The sequence below is a fragment of the Azospira oryzae genome (assembly GCF_004217225.1).
Lineage (GTDB): Bacteria > Pseudomonadota > Gammaproteobacteria > Burkholderiales > Rhodocyclaceae > Azospira > Azospira oryzae.
The window spans coordinates 1,486,941-1,503,148 of record NZ_SHKM01000001.1 but is presented as its reverse complement, the minus strand read 5'-3'; the positions used below and the strand labels follow the sequence as shown (position 1 = coordinate 1,503,148).

Annotated in this window: 14 protein-coding genes; 6 read left to right on the top strand and 8 right to left on the bottom strand. The window is 69.8% G+C overall.

Features of this window, described 5'->3' with window-relative positions; all coding sequences use genetic code 11:
- Positions 1 to 18 precede the first annotated feature (18 nt).
- On the top strand, positions 19 to 237 hold the full coding sequence (locus EV678_RS06865) for a hypothetical protein (protein WP_130458961.1): 219 nt from the start codon (positions 19 to 21) through the stop codon (positions 235 to 237).
- 18 nt (positions 238 to 255) lie between these two features.
- On the opposite strand, the gene EV678_RS06860 is transcribed toward EV678_RS06865, so the two are convergent.
- From EV678_RS06860 to EV678_RS06850, 3 genes are read right to left on the bottom strand one after another with little or no spacing between them, the layout of a single operon-like run.
- Positions 256 to 621 (bottom strand): Crp/Fnr family transcriptional regulator, encoded by a 366-nt coding sequence (locus tag EV678_RS06860; RefSeq protein WP_130458960.1) that lies wholly within the window; start codon positions 619 to 621, stop codon positions 256 to 258.
- A 20-nt stretch (positions 622 to 641) separates the two neighbouring features.
- A complete protein-coding gene (locus tag EV678_RS06855; RefSeq protein WP_130458959.1) occupies positions 642 to 2,333 on the bottom strand; it encodes a Na/Pi cotransporter family protein in 1,692 nt (563 codons plus the stop codon).
- 16 nt (positions 2,334 to 2,349) lie between these two features.
- The gene (locus EV678_RS06850) at positions 2,350 to 4,503 is read right to left on the bottom strand and encodes a hypothetical protein (protein WP_130458958.1); all 2,154 of its coding nucleotides are present in this window, start codon (positions 4,501 to 4,503) and stop codon (positions 2,350 to 2,352) included.
- A 154-nt stretch (positions 4,504 to 4,657) separates the two neighbouring features.
- On the opposite strand from EV678_RS06850, the gene EV678_RS06845 reads away from it, so the two are divergent.
- The gene (locus EV678_RS06845) at positions 4,658 to 5,710 is read left to right on the top strand and encodes an aldo/keto reductase (RefSeq protein ID WP_130458957.1); all 1,053 of its coding nucleotides are present in this window, start codon (positions 4,658 to 4,660) and stop codon (positions 5,708 to 5,710) included.
- Between the two features lie 204 nt (positions 5,711 to 5,914).
- Here EV678_RS06845 and EV678_RS06840 read toward each other — a convergent pair whose 3' ends face one another.
- From EV678_RS06840 to EV678_RS06830, 3 genes are all read right to left on the bottom strand, one after another.
- Positions 5,915 to 6,346: a hypothetical protein gene (locus tag EV678_RS06840; RefSeq protein ID WP_130458956.1), complete on the bottom strand. Its 432-nt coding sequence runs from the start codon at positions 6,344 to 6,346 to the stop codon at positions 5,915 to 5,917.
- A 49-nt stretch (positions 6,347 to 6,395) separates the two neighbouring features.
- Positions 6,396 to 7,580, bottom strand: coding sequence for an acyl-CoA dehydrogenase (locus tag EV678_RS06835; RefSeq protein WP_130458955.1), 1,185 nt, complete (start codon positions 7,578 to 7,580; stop codon positions 6,396 to 6,398).
- 79 nt (positions 7,581 to 7,659) lie between these two features.
- Complete coding sequence (locus EV678_RS06830; RefSeq protein ID WP_130458954.1) at positions 7,660 to 8,373, bottom strand: hypothetical protein; 714 nt, start codon at positions 8,371 to 8,373, stop codon at positions 7,660 to 7,662.
- A 175-nt stretch (positions 8,374 to 8,548) separates the two neighbouring features.
- Between EV678_RS06830 and EV678_RS06825 the strand changes: the two genes are divergently transcribed.
- The 4 genes from EV678_RS06825 (at position 8,549) to alaS (ending at position 14,105) form a co-directional block, all read left to right on the top strand.
- On the top strand, positions 8,549 to 9,913 hold the full coding sequence (locus EV678_RS06825) for an extracellular solute-binding protein (protein ID WP_130458953.1): 1,365 nt from the start codon (positions 8,549 to 8,551) through the stop codon (positions 9,911 to 9,913).
- Positions 9,914 to 9,933: 20 nt separating this feature from the next.
- Complete coding sequence (gene ugpQ, locus EV678_RS06820; protein WP_130458952.1) at positions 9,934 to 10,728, top strand: glycerophosphodiester phosphodiesterase; 795 nt, start codon at positions 9,934 to 9,936, stop codon at positions 10,726 to 10,728.
- Positions 10,729 to 10,848: 120 nt separating this feature from the next.
- Positions 10,849 to 11,232: a hypothetical protein gene (locus tag EV678_RS06815; protein WP_130458951.1), complete on the top strand. Its 384-nt coding sequence runs from the start codon at positions 10,849 to 10,851 to the stop codon at positions 11,230 to 11,232.
- A gap of 251 nt (positions 11,233 to 11,483) precedes the next feature.
- A complete protein-coding gene (gene alaS, locus EV678_RS06810; RefSeq protein ID WP_130458950.1) occupies positions 11,484 to 14,105 on the top strand; it encodes an alanine--tRNA ligase in 2,622 nt (873 codons plus the stop codon).
- 74 nt (positions 14,106 to 14,179) lie between these two features.
- Here alaS and EV678_RS06805 read toward each other — a convergent pair whose 3' ends face one another.
- The gene (locus EV678_RS06805) at positions 14,180 to 14,836 is read right to left on the bottom strand and encodes a Crp/Fnr family transcriptional regulator (RefSeq protein WP_014238362.1); all 657 of its coding nucleotides are present in this window, start codon (positions 14,834 to 14,836) and stop codon (positions 14,180 to 14,182) included.
- Between the two features lie 34 nt (positions 14,837 to 14,870).
- The gene (locus tag EV678_RS06800) at positions 14,871 to 16,193 is read right to left on the bottom strand and encodes a cytochrome-c peroxidase (protein WP_130458948.1); all 1,323 of its coding nucleotides are present in this window, start codon (positions 16,191 to 16,193) and stop codon (positions 14,871 to 14,873) included.
- Positions 16,194 to 16,208 lie beyond the last annotated feature (15 nt).

The window sequence follows — 16,208 nt, the reverse complement described above, 5'->3', positions numbered from 1 at the left end:
GAGCAGGAGGGCGGCATCATGGTGGTGGGCAAAAAGAGCTTTGCCGAATGGGCCCGGGCCAGCGAGGCGCCCGATCCTTCCCTTGCTGCTGTGGCGGCTCCGGCCTCCAGCCGGCCCGCCCCAGCCCTGAAGCGCCCGGCCCGCCGGCGGGGCGTCCCGGCGCCACCGCCGCGGCGCGGCTGGCTGCTGCCCCTGCTGCTGGGCGTGTGGCTGGGCAAGACCCTGGGCGACGACTGAGGCGGCCTGTCCCTACTTCTATTCCTGCTGCAGCAACTGATTGGTGGCCCGCAGCCGGTGGGCCATGATGCGCATGACTTCGGTGGCGAAGTGGGGGGTCTGGGCGATGAGGATGTGGAAGCGCTTTTCGTCGATGGCGGCGAAGGTGCAGTCGCTGACGGCGAGGACGCTGGCGGAGTGAGGCAGCCGTTCCACCAGGGACATTTCGCCGAGGATGGCGCCGGCTTCCACTTCGTCCACCGCCCGCTCGCCCACCAGCACCCGGGCGTGGCCTTCGAGGAGGACGTAGAGGGCGTCGCCCGGGTCGCCGGCGCGGAAGAGGAAGTCGCCGGCGGCGATGCGGCGCTGGTTGGGTTCGTGGCGGAACAGGTCGTGGAACAGCATGGGGTTTCTCCTTGGATTGTTCAGTCTTCCGACTCGCTGTCCAGAGCCGGTTCCTTCAGCTCGGGCAGGGAGGCGAAGCGCTGGCTGGCCTTGAAGCCCTGGGCCACGGCGCGGCGCAGGTCGCTGAGGCAGGCCAGCCAGTCGTACATGGCATTGACGTCGGTGCCGCCGGCCCCGGCCTGGAGCAGGGCGGCCTTGCTGCGCTGGTAGGTGTCCTCGAAGCTGTCCCGGGCCTCTTCGGCGCGCAGGGCGATGTTCTCCGGGGCTTCGCCGCAGTCCGGGTCGGCGGCACCGAAGAAGGCCTGGGCCGAGACCAGCACGGGGGCGACGGCGGCCAGCAGGTCGGTCTGTTCGTCCCGGTGGGGGCTGGTGACGACCCGGGGGGCGGCCTGGCCGCTGAGGGCCACGTGGTACATGACCCGGGCCAGGGTGTCGTAGTAGTTGGCGATGCGCAGCAGCTCGGGCAGCTGTTCGGCCTGGTCCCGGTGCACCTGGCGGCGGCTGACTTCGCCGACGAAGCGGCCGATCTCGGCCTGGAGCTTTTCGATCACCTCCAGGCGGCGGGTGAATTGCACCGCGTCGGCCGGCGCCTGCTGTTGCAGGTGGCGGCAGGCCAGGTCCCCCAGTTCCAGGGCCAGGTGGGCGACCCGGGCCAGTTCCCGGCGCAGGGCCTGCAGCGCCAGCTGGGGCACGGTGGCGACGTTGCGGTCCAGGTAGCGGGGATGGGCGGCGTTGTCTTCGGTGGAGGCGAAGCGGGACAGCAGGAAGGGCACCAGCCAGCGGGAGAGCAGGCCCATCAGCACCACGCCGAGGGCGTTGAAGAGGGTGTGGAAAATCACCAGCTGGGTCACCGGGTCGTCGCCGTCGCCCAGCCCCAGGTCGATGGCCTTTGACAGCCACAGCAGGGGCACCAGCAGGGCGGCGGCCACCACCGCGGTGGCGACGTTGAAGAAGACGTGGGCGGCGGCCAGGCGTTTGGCGTTGGCGGTGGCGCCGATGGCGGCGACGATGCCGGTGAGGGTGGTGCCCACGTTGGCGCCGATGACCAGGGCGGCGGCGGCGGTGAGGGGCAGCATGCCGCCGGCCACCGCCGTCAGGGCCAGGGTCAGGGTGGCGGCGGAGGCCTGCAGGATGACGGTGAGGGCGATGCCGATGAGGATGGCCAGGGCCAGGGCGCCCGGGTCGCTGCCCAGGCGCGGCAGGGCGTCCGGCCCCAGGCCGGCGAAGCCGTCCTTGAGCAGTTCGATGCCGAGGAAGAGCAGGCCGAAGCCGGCCAGGCTCATGCCCAGGCCGCTGCGCCGGGTGCCTTCGCCGGTGAGCTTGAGGGCCATGCCGATGCCGATGAAGGGCAGGGCGAAGGCGTCGATGGAGATCTTGAAGCCGATCCAGGCCACCAGCCAGCCGGTCACCGAGGAGCCCAGGTTGGAGCCGAAGACCACCCACAGGGCGGCGGCGAAGCTGAGCAGGCCCGCATTGACGAAGCCGATGGCGGCCACGGTCATGGCGGTGGAGGACTGCACCAGGGCGGTGACGCAGATGCCGGTGATGAGGCCGTGCAGGCGGGTCCGCGTCCACGCCGCCAGGATGCGCTCCAGGGCCCGCCCGGCGGCCAGCTTGAGGCCGTCGGTGAGCATGGTCATGCCCAGCAGGAAGAGGCCGATGCCGCCCAGCAGGGCGGTCAGCAGGCCGAGGAGGGAGGAGCCTGCCGTCACGGGCGGCCCGCGCCCATCAGACGTGGCCCCGCAGCACCACCCAGGCGAAGACGGCCAGCAGCACCAGGAAGGTCAGGGCCCAGGGCCACACCCGGCGCTTGTCGGCGTAGGGGTCGGTGAGGGCCCGCTCGGCGCCCTCCGGCAGCTTGGCCAGCTGGGTCAGGGCGGTGCCGAAGGGAATGTTGATGCGGGCCCGGGCATTCACCGCCCAGCCGTTGGCGTCCAGCAGGGGCCCCAGGGTGCGGCTCCTGAGCTTGAACCAGGCCAGCAGCATGGAGGGGCCGGAGACCATGAGCATGAGGCCGGCCACGGCGATGGGCATCTGCCACCAGGAGAGGCCGAGGAAGCCGGTGACCACCGAGGCGATGGCGGTGCCGATGGCGCCCACGGCCAGGCCCAGGGCGGCGAAGATGCCGGCGAACTTGCCCACGTCGAAGGGCGTCGGCGCCGGCTTGGCCGCAGCCGGGGCGGCGGGGGCGGCGGGTGCGCTTTCCACCTTCTTGGCGCCGTCGGCCACCAGGGAGGCGGACTGCTGCTCCACGGCGGCGGCCTTGGCGGCGGCGAATTTCTGGAACTGCTCGCCGATCATGCGCGCCACCTTGCGGTAGGGCGACCAGAAGGCCTGGCGGATGCTGATGGGGTGGTCCACGATCTTGCTGATGGTGGCGTTCCAGTCCCGGCCCTGGCGGTCGTAGAAGACGCCGTTGCGGCCCACCAGCAGCTGGTCCGAATCGCCGGCGGTGAAGGCGGCGGCGATGGAGAGCTTTTCGCCGCCGCGCTGGCAGTCGCAATAGACCAGGCAGATGCGGGAGAGGCCGGCCAGGGCGGCGTGTTTGGCGGCGTCGTTCACCGGGATCACCAGTTCGCAGCTGCGGCCGTCCAGGTACAGGGTGCCGGCCTGGAACATGGCCTTGCCGCGGCGGGTGTAGAAGTCGCGGAAGGAGACGAAGTTGTTGGCCAGCAGGGCCAGGTCGCGCACGTAATGCACCAGCCGGTCGGCGCTGCTGATGGCCTCGAATTCGGGGGCCACGGCGGCGTCCTCGGCGATGAGGGCGAGCAGGCGCGCCGGCAGGTTGCCGGCGAGGATGGCCTGCAGCCGCTCCAGCCCCAGCTCGGCCACCGGGGTTTCGACCCGGGCGGCGAGCCAGTCCTCATGGGCCTGCAGCCTGGCCAGCAGGGCCTGCCAGTCGGCCTCCGTCAGTGCTTGCCGCTGGCCCAGCAGGGGCGTCACGGCGGCGCAGGCCAGGGTGGCCACGGCGGCGCTCCAGGCCGGGTTGAGGCCGCCTTCCAGGGGCAGGGGGCGGCCGGCTTCGATGCGGGCCAGGGGCAGGGCGGCGATGGCCGCATCCCCCGCTTCCAGGTTGCGCGTCGCCAGGGCCTTGAGGTCGTCCTCGGCGCCGTTCATGAGGCCGCCGGCCCGGGGGTCGAAGGCGGCCAGGCGGCAGCGGGTGAAATAGTCCTCCACCTTGGCCCGCACCGCGGCCACGGCGTCCCGGGCGGCGGCGGTGGCCTCGCCCAGGGGCAGCACGGCGCCATCCTGCCGGGCGGCGGCCTGCCATTCGCACCAGGCCTTGGCCTCGGCCAGGAAGCGCTCGGCCTGGGCCTGGGATACGCCGGGCTCGCCGCTGCGGTCGGTGTCGCTGCCGATGCGCTCCATGATGTCCTGCACCAGGGCGGCCAGGGCCTCGTCCTGGCAGTTGGCCGGGGTGACGATGCCGTCGCCGTTGAAGCGGGCGGCGGCGAAGATGGCGGCGATGTCGGAGGTGTCGGCCGGGGTGATGCTGGCGGCCTCACCCTTGCCCAGGCTCTGCAGGATGCGCCGGGCGGCGGCCAGTACCTGGCGGCCTTCCTCGCTGCTGTCGTCGATGGCGTCCAGGGGCAGGGTGGCGGCGCCGGCGCCGAGCAGGGCCTTGTCCTTGAGCAGGGCGCCGGTCCAGTGCAGGGCGGCAATCAGTTCCGGGGCGCGGATGTGGCCGTCCTGGTCGGTGTCGATCAGCTCCAGGGTGCGGCGGTCGAACTCCAGGCCCTGGATGGGGCAGGAGAGGGCGACCCACAGCTTCTGGTCCAGCTGGTCCAGGTGCAGCAGGTCCTCGGCCCGGTCCAGGCGCACCTGGTCGAAGCCCCCGGCGCGGAAGAAGCGCCAGCGGTGGGTGTTCTGGGGAGTGGTCATGGAATGGCGGTCCTCGGTCGGTGGGCGGGAAGGCAGCGCCGGCCCTTCGTTGGCGGGGCCGTGCCTGGATATGCGCCGAGTATAGGAAACCCGACCCGCTCTGAATAGTGGGGGCGAGCCGCTAGAATGGCGTACCCCCTCTACGGAGCACAGCATGGAATATCGCGCATTGGGCCGCAGCGAGCTCAAGGTTTCCGCCGTCTGCCTCGGCACCATGACCTTCGGCCAGCAGAACAGCGAGGCCGAAGGCCACGCCCAGCTGGACCGGGCCGTCGCCGCCGGCATCAATTTCATCGACACCGCCGAGATGTATCCGGTGCCCGCCCGGGCCGAGACCTACGGCGCCACGGAGCGCATCGTCGGCTCCTGGCTCAAGCGCCAGGCCCGGGACCAGGTGGTGATCGCCACCAAGGCCGCCGGCCCCGCCCGCAGGATGGAGTGGATCCGCGGCGGCCCCCTGGCTTTCGACCTGGCCAATCTGCGCCGCGCCCTGGAGGATTCCCTCCAGCGCCTGCAGACCGACTACGTGGACCTCTACCAGCTGCACTGGCCGGCCCGCAACCAGCCCATGTTCGGCCAGTGGCAGTTCGAGCCCGAACAGGAGCGGGAGTCCACGCCCCTGCGGGAAACCCTGGAGGCCCTGGCGGTGCTGGTGCAGGAGGGCAAGATCCGCCAGGTGGGCGTCTCCAACGAGCACCCCTGGGGCGTCATGGAATTCCTGCGCCTGGCCCGGGAGCACGGCCTGCCGGCCATCGCCTCCACCCAGAACGCCTACAACCTGATCAACCGCCTCTACGACACCGGCGGCCTGTCCGAAGTCTGCTTCCGGGAGCGGGTGTCCCTGCTGGCCTATTCGCCCCTGGCCTTCGGCCATCTCTCCGGCAAGTACCTGGCCGATGCCAAGGCGGCCGGGCGCATCACCGCCTTCCCCGGTTTCGGCCAGCGTTACGAGAAGGTCAATGTGCCGCCGGCCCTGGCCGCCTACCGGGAGCTGGCCGCCCGCCACGGCCTTTCCATGACCGGGCTGGCCCTGGCCTTCTGCTACAACCGGCCCGGCGTCACCAGCACCATCATCGGCGCCACCTCCCTGGCCCAGCTGGAGGAAAACCTGGAAGCCTGGGAACGGCGGCCCGGGGCCGAGCAATGGCGCGCCATCCAGACCGACATCGACGCCGTGCACCAGCGCTATCCCAACCCCGCCCTGTAGGACGGCGAGCGGCTGTTCCGTCATGGCACAAGGGCGCCCCGGTGGCGCCCTTGTCGTTGCGGCGGTCACCATGGAAGGCCCGGTGGCGCTGGCGGCTGCCCTCGCGCTGCCCGGAATCGGCATTGCGGCACCGGCCCGACGGGCAGCAAAAAGCCCGTTGCGGACGGGGCCGGAACGGGCTTCTCTGGGCGGTGGCGGCGAGGCTCAGTGCTTGGCTGCTTCGCCTTCCTTGGCGGCGTCCTTGGCCTCTTCCTTCGGCGCTTCGGCGCCACCTTCGGCCGGTGCGGCTTCGGCGTCGGCCTTCTTCTTGGTCTTCTTCTTTTTCGGGTCTTCCGGCGGCGGTGCCGGGGGCAGGGTGGGGGCGATGGTCTGGATCTGGTTTTCCCGCATGTACACGTCCATCTCGCGCCAGCCGCCGTACACCGCGTCCTTGGGCAGCCAGTAATAGACGCTGTAGCAATCCTCGATGGCGCGGCCGGACTGGCGGCAGGCGCCGCCTACGGCCTTGCCTTCGGCCTCCAGCTTGGCGGCCTTGGCCGCCTGGTCCTCGATGCCCAGCTTGCTCTGGACCTGGTCGCAGCCGCCCAGCAGCAGGGGCGCGGCGAGAATGGTGATGGCGATGGCGCTTCTTTTCATGGTCGGCCTTTGATTTGGTCCCTGGATTCTATCTCAGCTGGCGCTTCTGTCAGTTGGCGAAGGCGGCGATGCCGGTCTGGGCCCGGCCCAGGATGAGGGCGTGGATGTCGTGGGTGCCTTCGTAGGTATTCACCACTTCCAGGTTCAACATGTGGCGCACCACGTGGAATTCGTCGCTGATACCGTTGCCGCCGTGCATGTCCCGGGCCGTCCGGGCGATCTCCAGGGCCTTGCCGCAGGAGTTGCGCTTCAAGAGGGAGGTCATCTCCGGTGCATCCTTGCCTTCGTCCTTCAAGCGGCCCAGGCGCAGGCAGCCCTGCAGGCCCAGGGCGATCTCGGTCTGCATGTCAGCCAGCTTCTTCTGCACCAGCTGGTTGGCGGCCAGGGGACGGCCGAACTGGGGCCGGTCCAGGGTGTATTGGCGGGCCGCGTGCCAGCAGGCTTCGGCGGCGCCGAGGGCGCCCCAGGCGATGCCGTAGCGGGCCTGGTTGAGGCAGGCGAAGGGGCCCTTGAGGCCCTTCACCTTGGGCAGCAGGTTCTCTTCGGGCACGAACACCTTGTCCATGACGATCTCGCCGGTAACCGAGGCGCGCAGGCCCATCTTGCCCTGGATGACCGGGGCGGACAGGCCCTTCATGCCCTTCTCCAGCACGAAGCCGCGGATTTCGCCGCCGTCCTCACCCTGGCCGTCCTTGGCCCAGACCACGAAGACGTCGGCGATGGGGGAATTGGTGATCCACATCTTGGCCCCCGTCAGCTCCCAGCCGCCGGGCACGGCCTTGGCGCGGCTTTCCATGGAGCCGGGGTCGGAGCCGTGGTTGGGCTCGGTGAGGCCGAAGCAGCCGATCAGCTCGCCGGTCGCCATTTTGGGCAGCAGACGTTCCTTGAGGGCCTCGCTGCCGAAGGCGTGGATGGGGTACATGGCCAGGGAGGACTGCACCGAGACCATGGAGCGGTAGCCCGAATCGACCCGCTCAATCTCCCGGGCCAGCAGGCCGTAGGAAACGTAGCTGGCGCCGGCGCAGCCGTAGCCGTCGAGAGTGGCGCCGAGCAGCCCCAGTTCCCCCAGTTCGCGGAAGATGGCCGGATCGGTCTGTTCGTGGCGGAAGGCCTGGACGATGCGGGGCAGCAGCCGGTCCTGGCTGTAGTGGCGGGCGGTGTCCCGAATCTGGCGCTCTTCGGCGCTGAGCTGGTCGTCCAGCTGCAGGGGGTCTTCCCAGTTGAAGCGGCTCATGGGCTCCTCTTCCTTTATTCCTCCTTGATGGAGCGGGGATTTTAACCGCATTCCCCGGTGCCGCAGGCGGCCGCCGGGCTCACTCGGTCTCCTGGCGCCGGTCGCCCTGGCGGCGTTCGGGTCCTGCGTGGGTCTGTTCCGCCTGGCGCCGGTCGTCGCCCCGGCCCAGAGTCGGGCGGGCCTTGTGGGCCAGCACCTTCTGCCGCATCTCCTCGCCCAGGGCCTGCAGGGCCTCGTCGTCCAGGGATTCGGCCAGTTCGATGATCTTGCGCCGGGTGGCGTCCTCGTTGCGCTGCACGACGTTGAAGAGCAGCCACAGGGCCAGGGCGTTGATCACCACCAGCACCACCTCCAGATAGAGCAGGGGGGTGAAGATGGGGCGCTGGGAACGGTCGCCGAGGATGAAGTAGAAGCTGTCGAAGCCCGAGGTCGCCGCCTGGCGCAGCAGGGAGGGATAGGGCTCGAAGGGCGGGAAAAGGCAGATCAGCGCCAGGTTCACCAGGGTGAACAGGCCGATGGCCCGGCTGTAGCGGAAGCGGGGAATCTCGTGGGCCTCCCGCTGTTGCAGCAGCAGCCAGGCGCTGAGGGCGTTGGCGGCGACGAACATGAGCTGCAGGGTCAGCAGCTCCTGGTGGATGGGCTTGTGCCCCAGCTGGGTCAGCAGGGGGTAGAAGCCGTCGAAGGAATTGAGGGCGCCCCGGGCCAGGGGGATGTTGTTGAAGGGGGGGAACAGCACCATCAGCAGCAGGTCCAGCAGGGCGACGATGCACACCAGTCTCTGATATTTGTTCATGGCTCTCGCTCTCGGTGGTGCCGGGCATGGGCGCCCATGCACGAGTCATTATGGTGGCTGGACCGGGGGCTGACAAGCAGGCCGGCGGCCGCCCCGGGCGGGGTCGGGGGTTGTCGTCCGGCGGTCATCTTTCCGGCGCTATAATTGTCGTTTTAGCACTGCTTGAGGATTGGCGATGTTGATTTCCGCCCGACGCACTTCTTTGCTTGCCCTTTCCCTGGCCGCCGCCTTCGCCCTGGCCGGCCCCGCCCAGGCCGCCAAACCGGCCAAAGCCTCTGCCGCCCCGGCCAAGACGGCCGCTCCCCAGGAACCGGTGGAACTGACCCTGTCCCACCAGCTGGAAGAATCCCGCACCTCCCGCCTGCAGGAAGTGGTGGATCGCTTCAACGGCCAGCAGAAGGCCTACAAGGTGGTGCTGGTGCACCGCCAGGGCGGCGCCGGCAACTACCACATGAACCTGGCCCTGCGCGACGAGCTGAGCCACTTCGTCAACGGCAAGGAGCCCTACCGGGCCCTGTTCCAGGTCATCAGCGAGAGCAAGGAAAAGATCGATACCGCCCGCCTGGCGCCCGAACTGCGCAGCGGCGTCACCGACGGCAAAGGCCGTCTGCTGGGCCTGCCCATGGCCTACTCGACCCCGGTGCTGTTCTACAGCAAGAGCGCCTTCCGCCGCGCCGGCCTGGATCCCGAGGCCCCGCCCAAGACCTGGTGGGAACTGCAGGCCGTGGCCGGCAAGCTGTTCGACGCCGGCATCAAGTGCCCCTACACCACCTCCCGCCCGGCCTGGGTGCACATCGACAACCTGGCCGCCCGCAACAACGTGGAAACCGTGGGGGAACGGGGCGAGATGGCCTTCAACGGCATGATGCAGGTGAAGCACGTGGCCCTGCTCAACTCCTGGTACAAGGCCCGCTACTTCCATACCTTCGGTGGCCAGAACGAGGCCGACGCCCACTTCGCCAGCGGTGAGTGCGGCATGATCACCACCGCCTCCGACCGCTTCGTCACCTTCCGCGAGAACAAGGACCTGGACGTGGGCGTGGCGCCCCTGCCTTATTACGACGACGCCTACGGCGCTCCCCGCCAGGCCCTGGCCGACGGCGCCTCCCTGTGGGTCGGCCCCGGCCACAAGGCCGCCGAGTACAAGGGCGTGGCCAAGTTCGTCGGCTTCCTCATGGCTCCCGACATGCAGGTGGAAATCGCCCGCTCCGGCGGCTACCTGCCCCTCACCGCCGCCGCCCAGGCCGCGGCCAAGGGCAAGCTGCTCAAGGACGACATGCGCAACATCGACGTGGCCCAGGCCCAGCTCGGCCCGGTGCTGCCCCGCACCTCGGTGAGCAAGGCCGCCGCCCTGACCCCGGTGGTCTCCGCCATTAACCCGGTGCGCCTGATCATCGACGAGGAGCTGGAGCAGGTGTGGTCCAACAAGAAGCCGGCCAAGCTGGCCCTGGACAACGCCGTCAGCCGCGCCAACGCGGTTCTGCGCTCCGGCGCCGCCGCCCGCCTGGCCGAAGCGCCGGCGGCCTCCAAGGTGCGCTGATCCGCGTCGTGGGCCTGCAAGTGCCGCCGCAAGAAACGCCGGTCCCTGGGGCCGGCGTTTTTGCATCCGCCCCCGCCTATCCCCGGCTCATCGCCCACCGGGGCGGCGGCAGCAGCGCGCCGGAAAACACCCTGGCCGCCATCCGCGCCGGCCATCGTGCCGGTTTCTCCGGGGTGGAATTCGACGCCATGCTCAGTGCCGACGGCACCCCTTTCCTCATCCACGACGAAACCCTGGAGCGCACCAGCAACGGCCGCGGCGCCGTGGCGGCCAGCAGCGACGCGCTTCTGGCCGGCCTTGATGCGGGCAGCTGGCATTCCCCCGCCTTCCGCGGCGAACCCCTGCCGACCCTGGCAGCGGCCCTGGACCTATGCCGCAGCCTGGGCCTGTGGGTCAATCTGGAAATCAAGCCGAGTCGCGGCTGGGAGGCTGAAACCGGCGCCGCCGTGGCCGAGGTGGCGGCCCGGGCGGTGGCTGCCGGCCTGCCGGCGTCCGCCCTGGTGCTCTCCTCCTTTGCCGAAGAGGCCCTGGCTGCCGCGCGGCAGACGGCCCCCGGCCTGGCCCGGGCCCTCCTGGTGACGGCCGTGCCGGCGGACTGGGAAGCCCGTCTGGCGCGCCTGGGGGCGGTGGCCCTGCATTGCGCCGCCGCCGGGCTGGATGAGCATACGGTGCGGCAGCTGGTTGCCGGGCTGGCCGCCCGGGGCGGGGCCCTGGCCTGCTACACGGTCAATGACGCCGCTCGTATTTCCGCCCTGCTGCAGTGGGGCGTCGCCGGGGTGTTCACCGATCGCCTGGATCTGGCCGGCCCGGCCTGACCTGGCATCTCGGATACATCCGCTTACACACGCTTACTTCCTGCTTGTCGTCGGCCGCCGGGCCATGACGTTAAAGTGGCCATGGGAATCGCCCATGACATTCAAATCAGGAGACCTGCCATGAAGACCTTCAAGCCCGTTGCCGCCGCCGCCTTCCTCCTCGCCCTGTCCAGCCCCCTGCTGGCCCAGACCGTCACGCCCAAGGTGGATCAGCGCCAGGCCAACCAGGAGCAGCGCATCGACCAGGGCGCCCAGAGCGGCACCCTCACCGGCAAGGAAGCGGCCCGGCTGGAGAAGGGCCAGACCCACGTGGAAAACGTGGAGACCCGGACCCAGGCCGACGGCAAGGTGACGGCCCGGGAGCGGGCCCGCCTGGACCATGCCCAGGACGTGCAGAGCCGCCGCATCGCCCGGGAAAAGCGGGACGGCCAGCACGATTTCAACCACGACGGCCGCAGCGACCGGGCCGAGCGCCGGGCTGCCCGCCGCGCCGCGCGTCAGTAAGCCGCCGCCGGCCGCGGCCCCGCCGTCGCCGCCGGCATTTGCGACCACCCGGCCAGGAGCCCCGTCCCGCGGGCATCCTGGCCGGCCCGGGGCCCGCCTGGCGCGGGCCTCGGCGCTTTGTCCATGGCCGCCATGCTCCTGCCGATCGCGGGCACTGCGGCAAGCCGGTCCCGGCCCGGTTCAATGATAAAATGCGCGTTTTTCCAATTCAGCCGCCCCCGCCATTGGCCGGGGCCAAGGATGCAACGACGATGAAAAGCGCCGAAATCCGCCAGAAGTTCCTCGACTTCTTCGCCTCCAAGGGCCACCAGATTGTCTCTTCCAGCTCCCTGGTGCCCCACGAAGACCCCACCCTGCTGTTCACCAACGCCGGCATGAACCAGTTCAAGGACGTCTTCCTCGGTTTCGACAAGCGTCCCTACACCCGGGCCACCACATCCCAGAAGTGCGTGCGCGCCGGCGGCAAGCACAACGACCTGGAGAACGTGGGCTACACCGCCCGCCACCACACCTTCTTCGAGATGCTGGGCAACTTCAGCTTCGGCGACTACTTCAAGCGCGACGCCATCACCTACGCCTGGGAGCTGCTCACCGTCGTCTTCGGACTGCCCAAGGACAAGCTCACCGTCACCGTCTATGCGGAGGACGACGAGGCCTACGACATCTGGACCAAGGAAATCGGCGTGCCCGTGGAGCGGGTCATCCGCATCGGCGACAACAAGGGTTCCCGCTACGCTTCCGACAATTTCTGGATGATGGGCGACACCGGTCCCTGCGGCCCCTGCACCGAGATTTTCTACGACCACGGCGAGCACATCTGGGGCGGCCCTCCCGGATCCCCCGAGGAAGACGGCGACCGCTTCATCGAAATCTGGAACAACGTCTTCATGCAGTTCAACCGGGACGAAGCCGGGGTCATGCACCCGCTGCCCAAGCCCAGCGTGGATACCGGCATGGGCCTGGAGCGCATCGCTGCCGTGCTGCAGGGCGTGCACGCCAACTACGAGATCGACCTGTTCCAGCGCCTGATCGCCGCCGCCGCCCGGGAAACCTCCGGCGCCGACATGGACAGCCCCTCCCTCAAGGTGCTGGCCGACCACATCCGCGCCTGTTCCTTCCTCATCGCCGACGGCGTCATCCCGGGCAATGAAGGCCGGGGCTACGTCCTGCGCCGCATCATCCGCCGCGCCATCCGCCACGGCTACAAGCTGGGCGCCCGCGCCGCCTTCTTCCACAAGATGGTGCCGGACCTGGTGGCCGAGATGGGCGCCGCCTATCCCGAGCTGGCCTCCGGCGAAAAGCGCGTCATGGACGTGCTGAAGCAGGAAGAGGAACGCTTCTTCGCCACCATCGAACACGGCATGGCCATCCTGGAAGACGAGCTGGCCCAGATGGCTGCAGCCGGCTCCACCGTCTTCAACGGCGAGACTGCCTTCAAGCTGCACGACACCTACGGCTTCCCCCTGGACTTGACCGCCGACATCTGCCGCGAGCGCAACTTCACCGTGGATGCTCCGGCTTTCGACGCCGCCATGGCCCGCCAGAAGGAACAGGCCCGCGCCGCCGGCAAGTTCAAGATGGCCGCCAATCTGGAATACGACGGCCCCGCCACCACCTTCCACGGCTACGACACCCTGGAGTTCAAGGGCAACGTGCTGGCCCTGTACAAGGACGGCGTCGCGGTCAATGAACTGCACGAAGGCGACATGGGCGTGGTGGTGCTGGACAACACCCCCTTCTACGCCGAATCCGGCGGCCAGGTGGGCGACCGGGGCGCGCTGCAGAGCGTGCACGGCATCTTTGCCGTGGAAGACACCCAGAAGATCCAGGCCACCGTCTTCGGCCACCACGGCGTGGTCAAGACCGGCACCCTGACGGTGGGCAACAACGTCACCGCCAAGGTGGACATCCAGGCCCGTAGCCGCACCGTGCGCAACCACTCCGCCACCCACCTGATGCACAAGGCCCTGCGCGAAGTGCTGGGCGGCCACGTGCAGCAGAAGGGCTCCCAGGTGGACCCGGACAAGACCCGCTTCGACTTTGCCCACAACGCGCCCATGAGCGATGAGGAAATCCGCAAGGTGGAAGCCATCGTCAATGCGGAAGTGCTGGCCAACGCCGCCACCGAAGCCCAGATCATGGGCATCGACGACGCCCAGAAGAGCGGCGCCATGATGCTCTTCGGCGAGAAGTACGGCGACGAGGTGCGGGTGCTTTCCATCGGCTCCTCCAAGGAACTGTGCGGCGGCACCCACGTCACCCGCACCGGCGACATTGGCCTCTTCAAGATCGTCGCCGAATCCGGCGTTGCCGCCGGCGTGCGCCGCGTCGAGGCCGTCACCGGCGACAACGCCCTGGCCCTGGTGCAGCAGCAGCAGGCCGTGCTGGCCCAGGCCGCCGCCGCCTTCAAGGCCCCGGTGGCCGAACTGCCTGCCAAGATCGCCCAGACCCAGGAGGCCGTGAAGGCCCTGGAAAAGGAACTGGCCAAGCTGAAGTCCAAGCTGGCTTCCAGCCAGGGCGACGACCTGGTGAACCAGGCCGTGGAAGTGAAGGGCGCCAAGGTCCTCGCCGCCACCCTGGAAGGGGCCGACGTCACCGCCCTGCGGGAGACCATGGACAAGCTGAAGGACAAGCTCAAGTCCGCCGCCATCGTCCTGGCCTCCAGCGCCGAAGGCAAGGTCACCCTGATCGCCGGCGTCACCGCCGACCTCACCGCCAAGGTCAAGGCCGGCGAACTGGTCAATCAGGTGGCCCAGCAGGTGGGCGGCAAGGGCGGCGGCCGTCCCGACATGGCCCAGGCCGGCGGCACCCAGCCGGAAAACCTGCCGGCAGCCCTGGATTCCGTGGCTGCCTGGGTGGCAGGCAAGCTCTAAGCTGCCGCTTTCCCTCGGAAAAAAAGCCCTCCCCTGCGGGAGGGCTTTTTTTTATGGTCGTTCCCCGTCTTGGCTCAGGGGCTGGCGATGAGGGCGGCCAGACGCTGGGCATCGCGGATGCGGATCAGGCCCCGGCCGGTGGCCACCAGGCCGTCGGCCGCCAGTTCCCCCAGCAGGCGGGCCACCACCTCCCGGGTGGTGCCCAGGTGGTCGGCCAGCTGCTGCTGGGTCTGGCGCAGCTCTCCGGCGGCCGAGGCCTGCAGCAACAGGAGGTTGGCCAGGCGCTGGTTGAGCTTGTAGGCATGCACCTGCTCCAGTTCCTGCATCAGGCGGAACACCAGGGTGGCCAGGGTGTGCACCGTCAGGTCCCGGATGGCGTCTTCCCGGGCGAACAGGGTGCGGTACAGGGGGCCGGGCACCAGGGCCACGGTGGTGGGCTGTTCGGCCTGGACCCAGGCCGGGTAGCGCAGGTCGTTGAAGAGGCTGTTGAGGGCGAAGACGCAGGTCTCTCCCGGGTCGATGCAATAGAGGGTGGCCTCGTTGCCGTTGGGGGCCAGGGAATAGACCCGCAGCCGCCCCCGCAGGACGAAATAGGCGCCGGAGATGGCCTGGCCCTTGTAGAGGACCGGCGAGCCCGGCTGACACTCGGCGGTGACCACGCCCTGGCGCAGCAGTTGCAGGCTGTCCGGGCTGAGCTGGCGAAAGAGGGGAAGGGTGTCGAAGTCCTGCACGGGGCGGTCTCCCGGGGGGCGGCATGGGGCCATTCTAGCCCGCCGGCATGGCGCCGGCATGCTTGCCGGTGGCGGCCTGCTGCCGGGCCAGCAGGCTGTCGCTGCTGAGGGCGTTGAGGAAGGCGACGATGTCCGCCACCTCCCGCGGGCTCAGGGGCGAGCGCTCGATGCGGTGCAGGGCCCGGTCCTGGCCGCGCCAGGCCGTCAGGCGGCCGGAGCGGCCCAGCTGGGCGCTGGCCATGATGCGCACCACTTCCTCCAGCCGGTCCACCGAGCCGTTGTGCAGCCAGGGGCCGGTGAGGGCCACGTTGCGCAGGGAGGGCACGCGCCAGACGCCCCGGCGGCCGTCTTCCAGCAGCAGGGGGTATTGGTCCTCGTAGGCCGTGGGGTTGGCCGGGAAATGGCGGCGTGGGGCCTGGCCGCCGAGCAGGCTGGCGTCGCTGAAGGCCGGCCCCTTGTGGCAGAGGACGCAGCCGACGGACTCGAACAGGGCCATGCCCCGCAGCTGGGCCTGGCTGAGGGCGGTGGCGTCGCCGCGGACGAAGCGGTCATAGGCGCTGTCCGGGGTGATCAGGGTGCGCTCGAAGGCGGCCAGGGCCTGGGCGATGCGGTTGAAGGTGACCTCCCCGTCGCCGAAGGCCCGGGCGAAGTCCCGGCGGTAGCCGGGGTCGGCGGCGAGGCGCCGTTCCGCCTCGCCGGGGCTGTCCAGGTTCATTTCCATGGGGTTGAGGATGGGACCCTTGGCCTGCTCCTCCAGGGAAGGGGCGCGGCCGTCCCAGAACAGCACCGACTGGAAGGCCGCGTTCCATACCGTCGGCGTGTTGCGCGGGCCGCTCTGCCCCGCTTCCCCCAGGGCGGTGGGGCGCCGGTCGCCGCCGGCCTTGGCGTAGAGGTCGTGGCAGGAACTGCAGGACTGGGTGCCCCGGCCCGAGAGGCGGGTTTCGTGGAAGAGACGTTCGCCCAGGGCGATCTTGGCGGCGTTGCCCGGGTTGTCGGCCGGCTCCGGCGCCTGTAGCGGCAGGGCTTCCCAGACATAGGCCGGGGCTGCCTGGGGCCCCGCCGGCAGGGCGACCGGCGGGGCGGCCGCCTCCTCTTCCGCCGGGGGTGGGCGGTAGGCGGCGGCGATGAGGGGAGCCACAGTGCCGCCGGGGGCCTGGACCAGTACCGCCGCCACCGCCATTTTCAGGCTGAAGGCCAGCAGCCCGGTACCCAGGGCGCCGGTGAGCAGCCAGCGCCCCTCCCGGGTGAGTCCTGCGCGGGGGGCCAGGTCCTGTCGCACCATCAGGGCCAGCAGGGTGAAGAGGCCGATGACGGCGACCAGACCGATCGCCAGTAAGTCAAACAGATCGCTGTCCATGATGTTCTCCCTTGG

Excerpts from the sequence above, each read along its gene's own strand:
- EV678_RS06800 (WP_130458948.1), bottom strand. The coding sequence starts at position 16,193 with ATGGACAGCGATCTGTTTGACTTACTGGCGATCGGTCTGGTCGCCGTC.
- EV678_RS06840 (WP_130458956.1), bottom strand. The coding sequence starts at position 6,346 with ATGAAAAGAAGCGCCATCGCCATCACCATTCTCGCCGCGCCCCTGCTG.
- EV678_RS06815 (WP_130458951.1), top strand. The coding sequence starts at position 10,849 with ATGAAGACCTTCAAGCCCGTTGCCGCCGCCGCCTTCCTCCTCGCCCTG.
- EV678_RS06825 (WP_130458953.1), top strand. The coding sequence starts at position 8,549 with ATGTTGATTTCCGCCCGACGCACTTCTTTGCTTGCCCTTTCCCTGGCC.
- EV678_RS06850 (WP_130458958.1), bottom strand. The coding sequence starts at position 4,503 with ATGACCACTCCCCAGAACACCCACCGCTGGCGCTTCTTCCGCGCCGGG.
- EV678_RS06860 (WP_130458960.1), bottom strand. The coding sequence starts at position 621 with ATGCTGTTCCACGACCTGTTCCGCCACGAACCCAACCAGCGCCGCATC.
- alaS (WP_130458950.1), top strand. The coding sequence starts at position 11,484 with ATGAAAAGCGCCGAAATCCGCCAGAAGTTCCTCGACTTCTTCGCCTCC.
- EV678_RS06865 (WP_130458961.1), top strand. The coding sequence starts at position 19 with ATGGTGGTGGGCAAAAAGAGCTTTGCCGAATGGGCCCGGGCCAGCGAG.
- EV678_RS06845 (WP_130458957.1), top strand. The coding sequence starts at position 4,658 with ATGGAATATCGCGCATTGGGCCGCAGCGAGCTCAAGGTTTCCGCCGTC.
- EV678_RS06835 (WP_130458955.1), bottom strand. The coding sequence starts at position 7,580 with ATGAGCCGCTTCAACTGGGAAGACCCCCTGCAGCTGGACGACCAGCTC.
- EV678_RS06830 (WP_130458954.1), bottom strand. The coding sequence starts at position 8,373 with ATGAACAAATATCAGAGACTGGTGTGCATCGTCGCCCTGCTGGACCTG.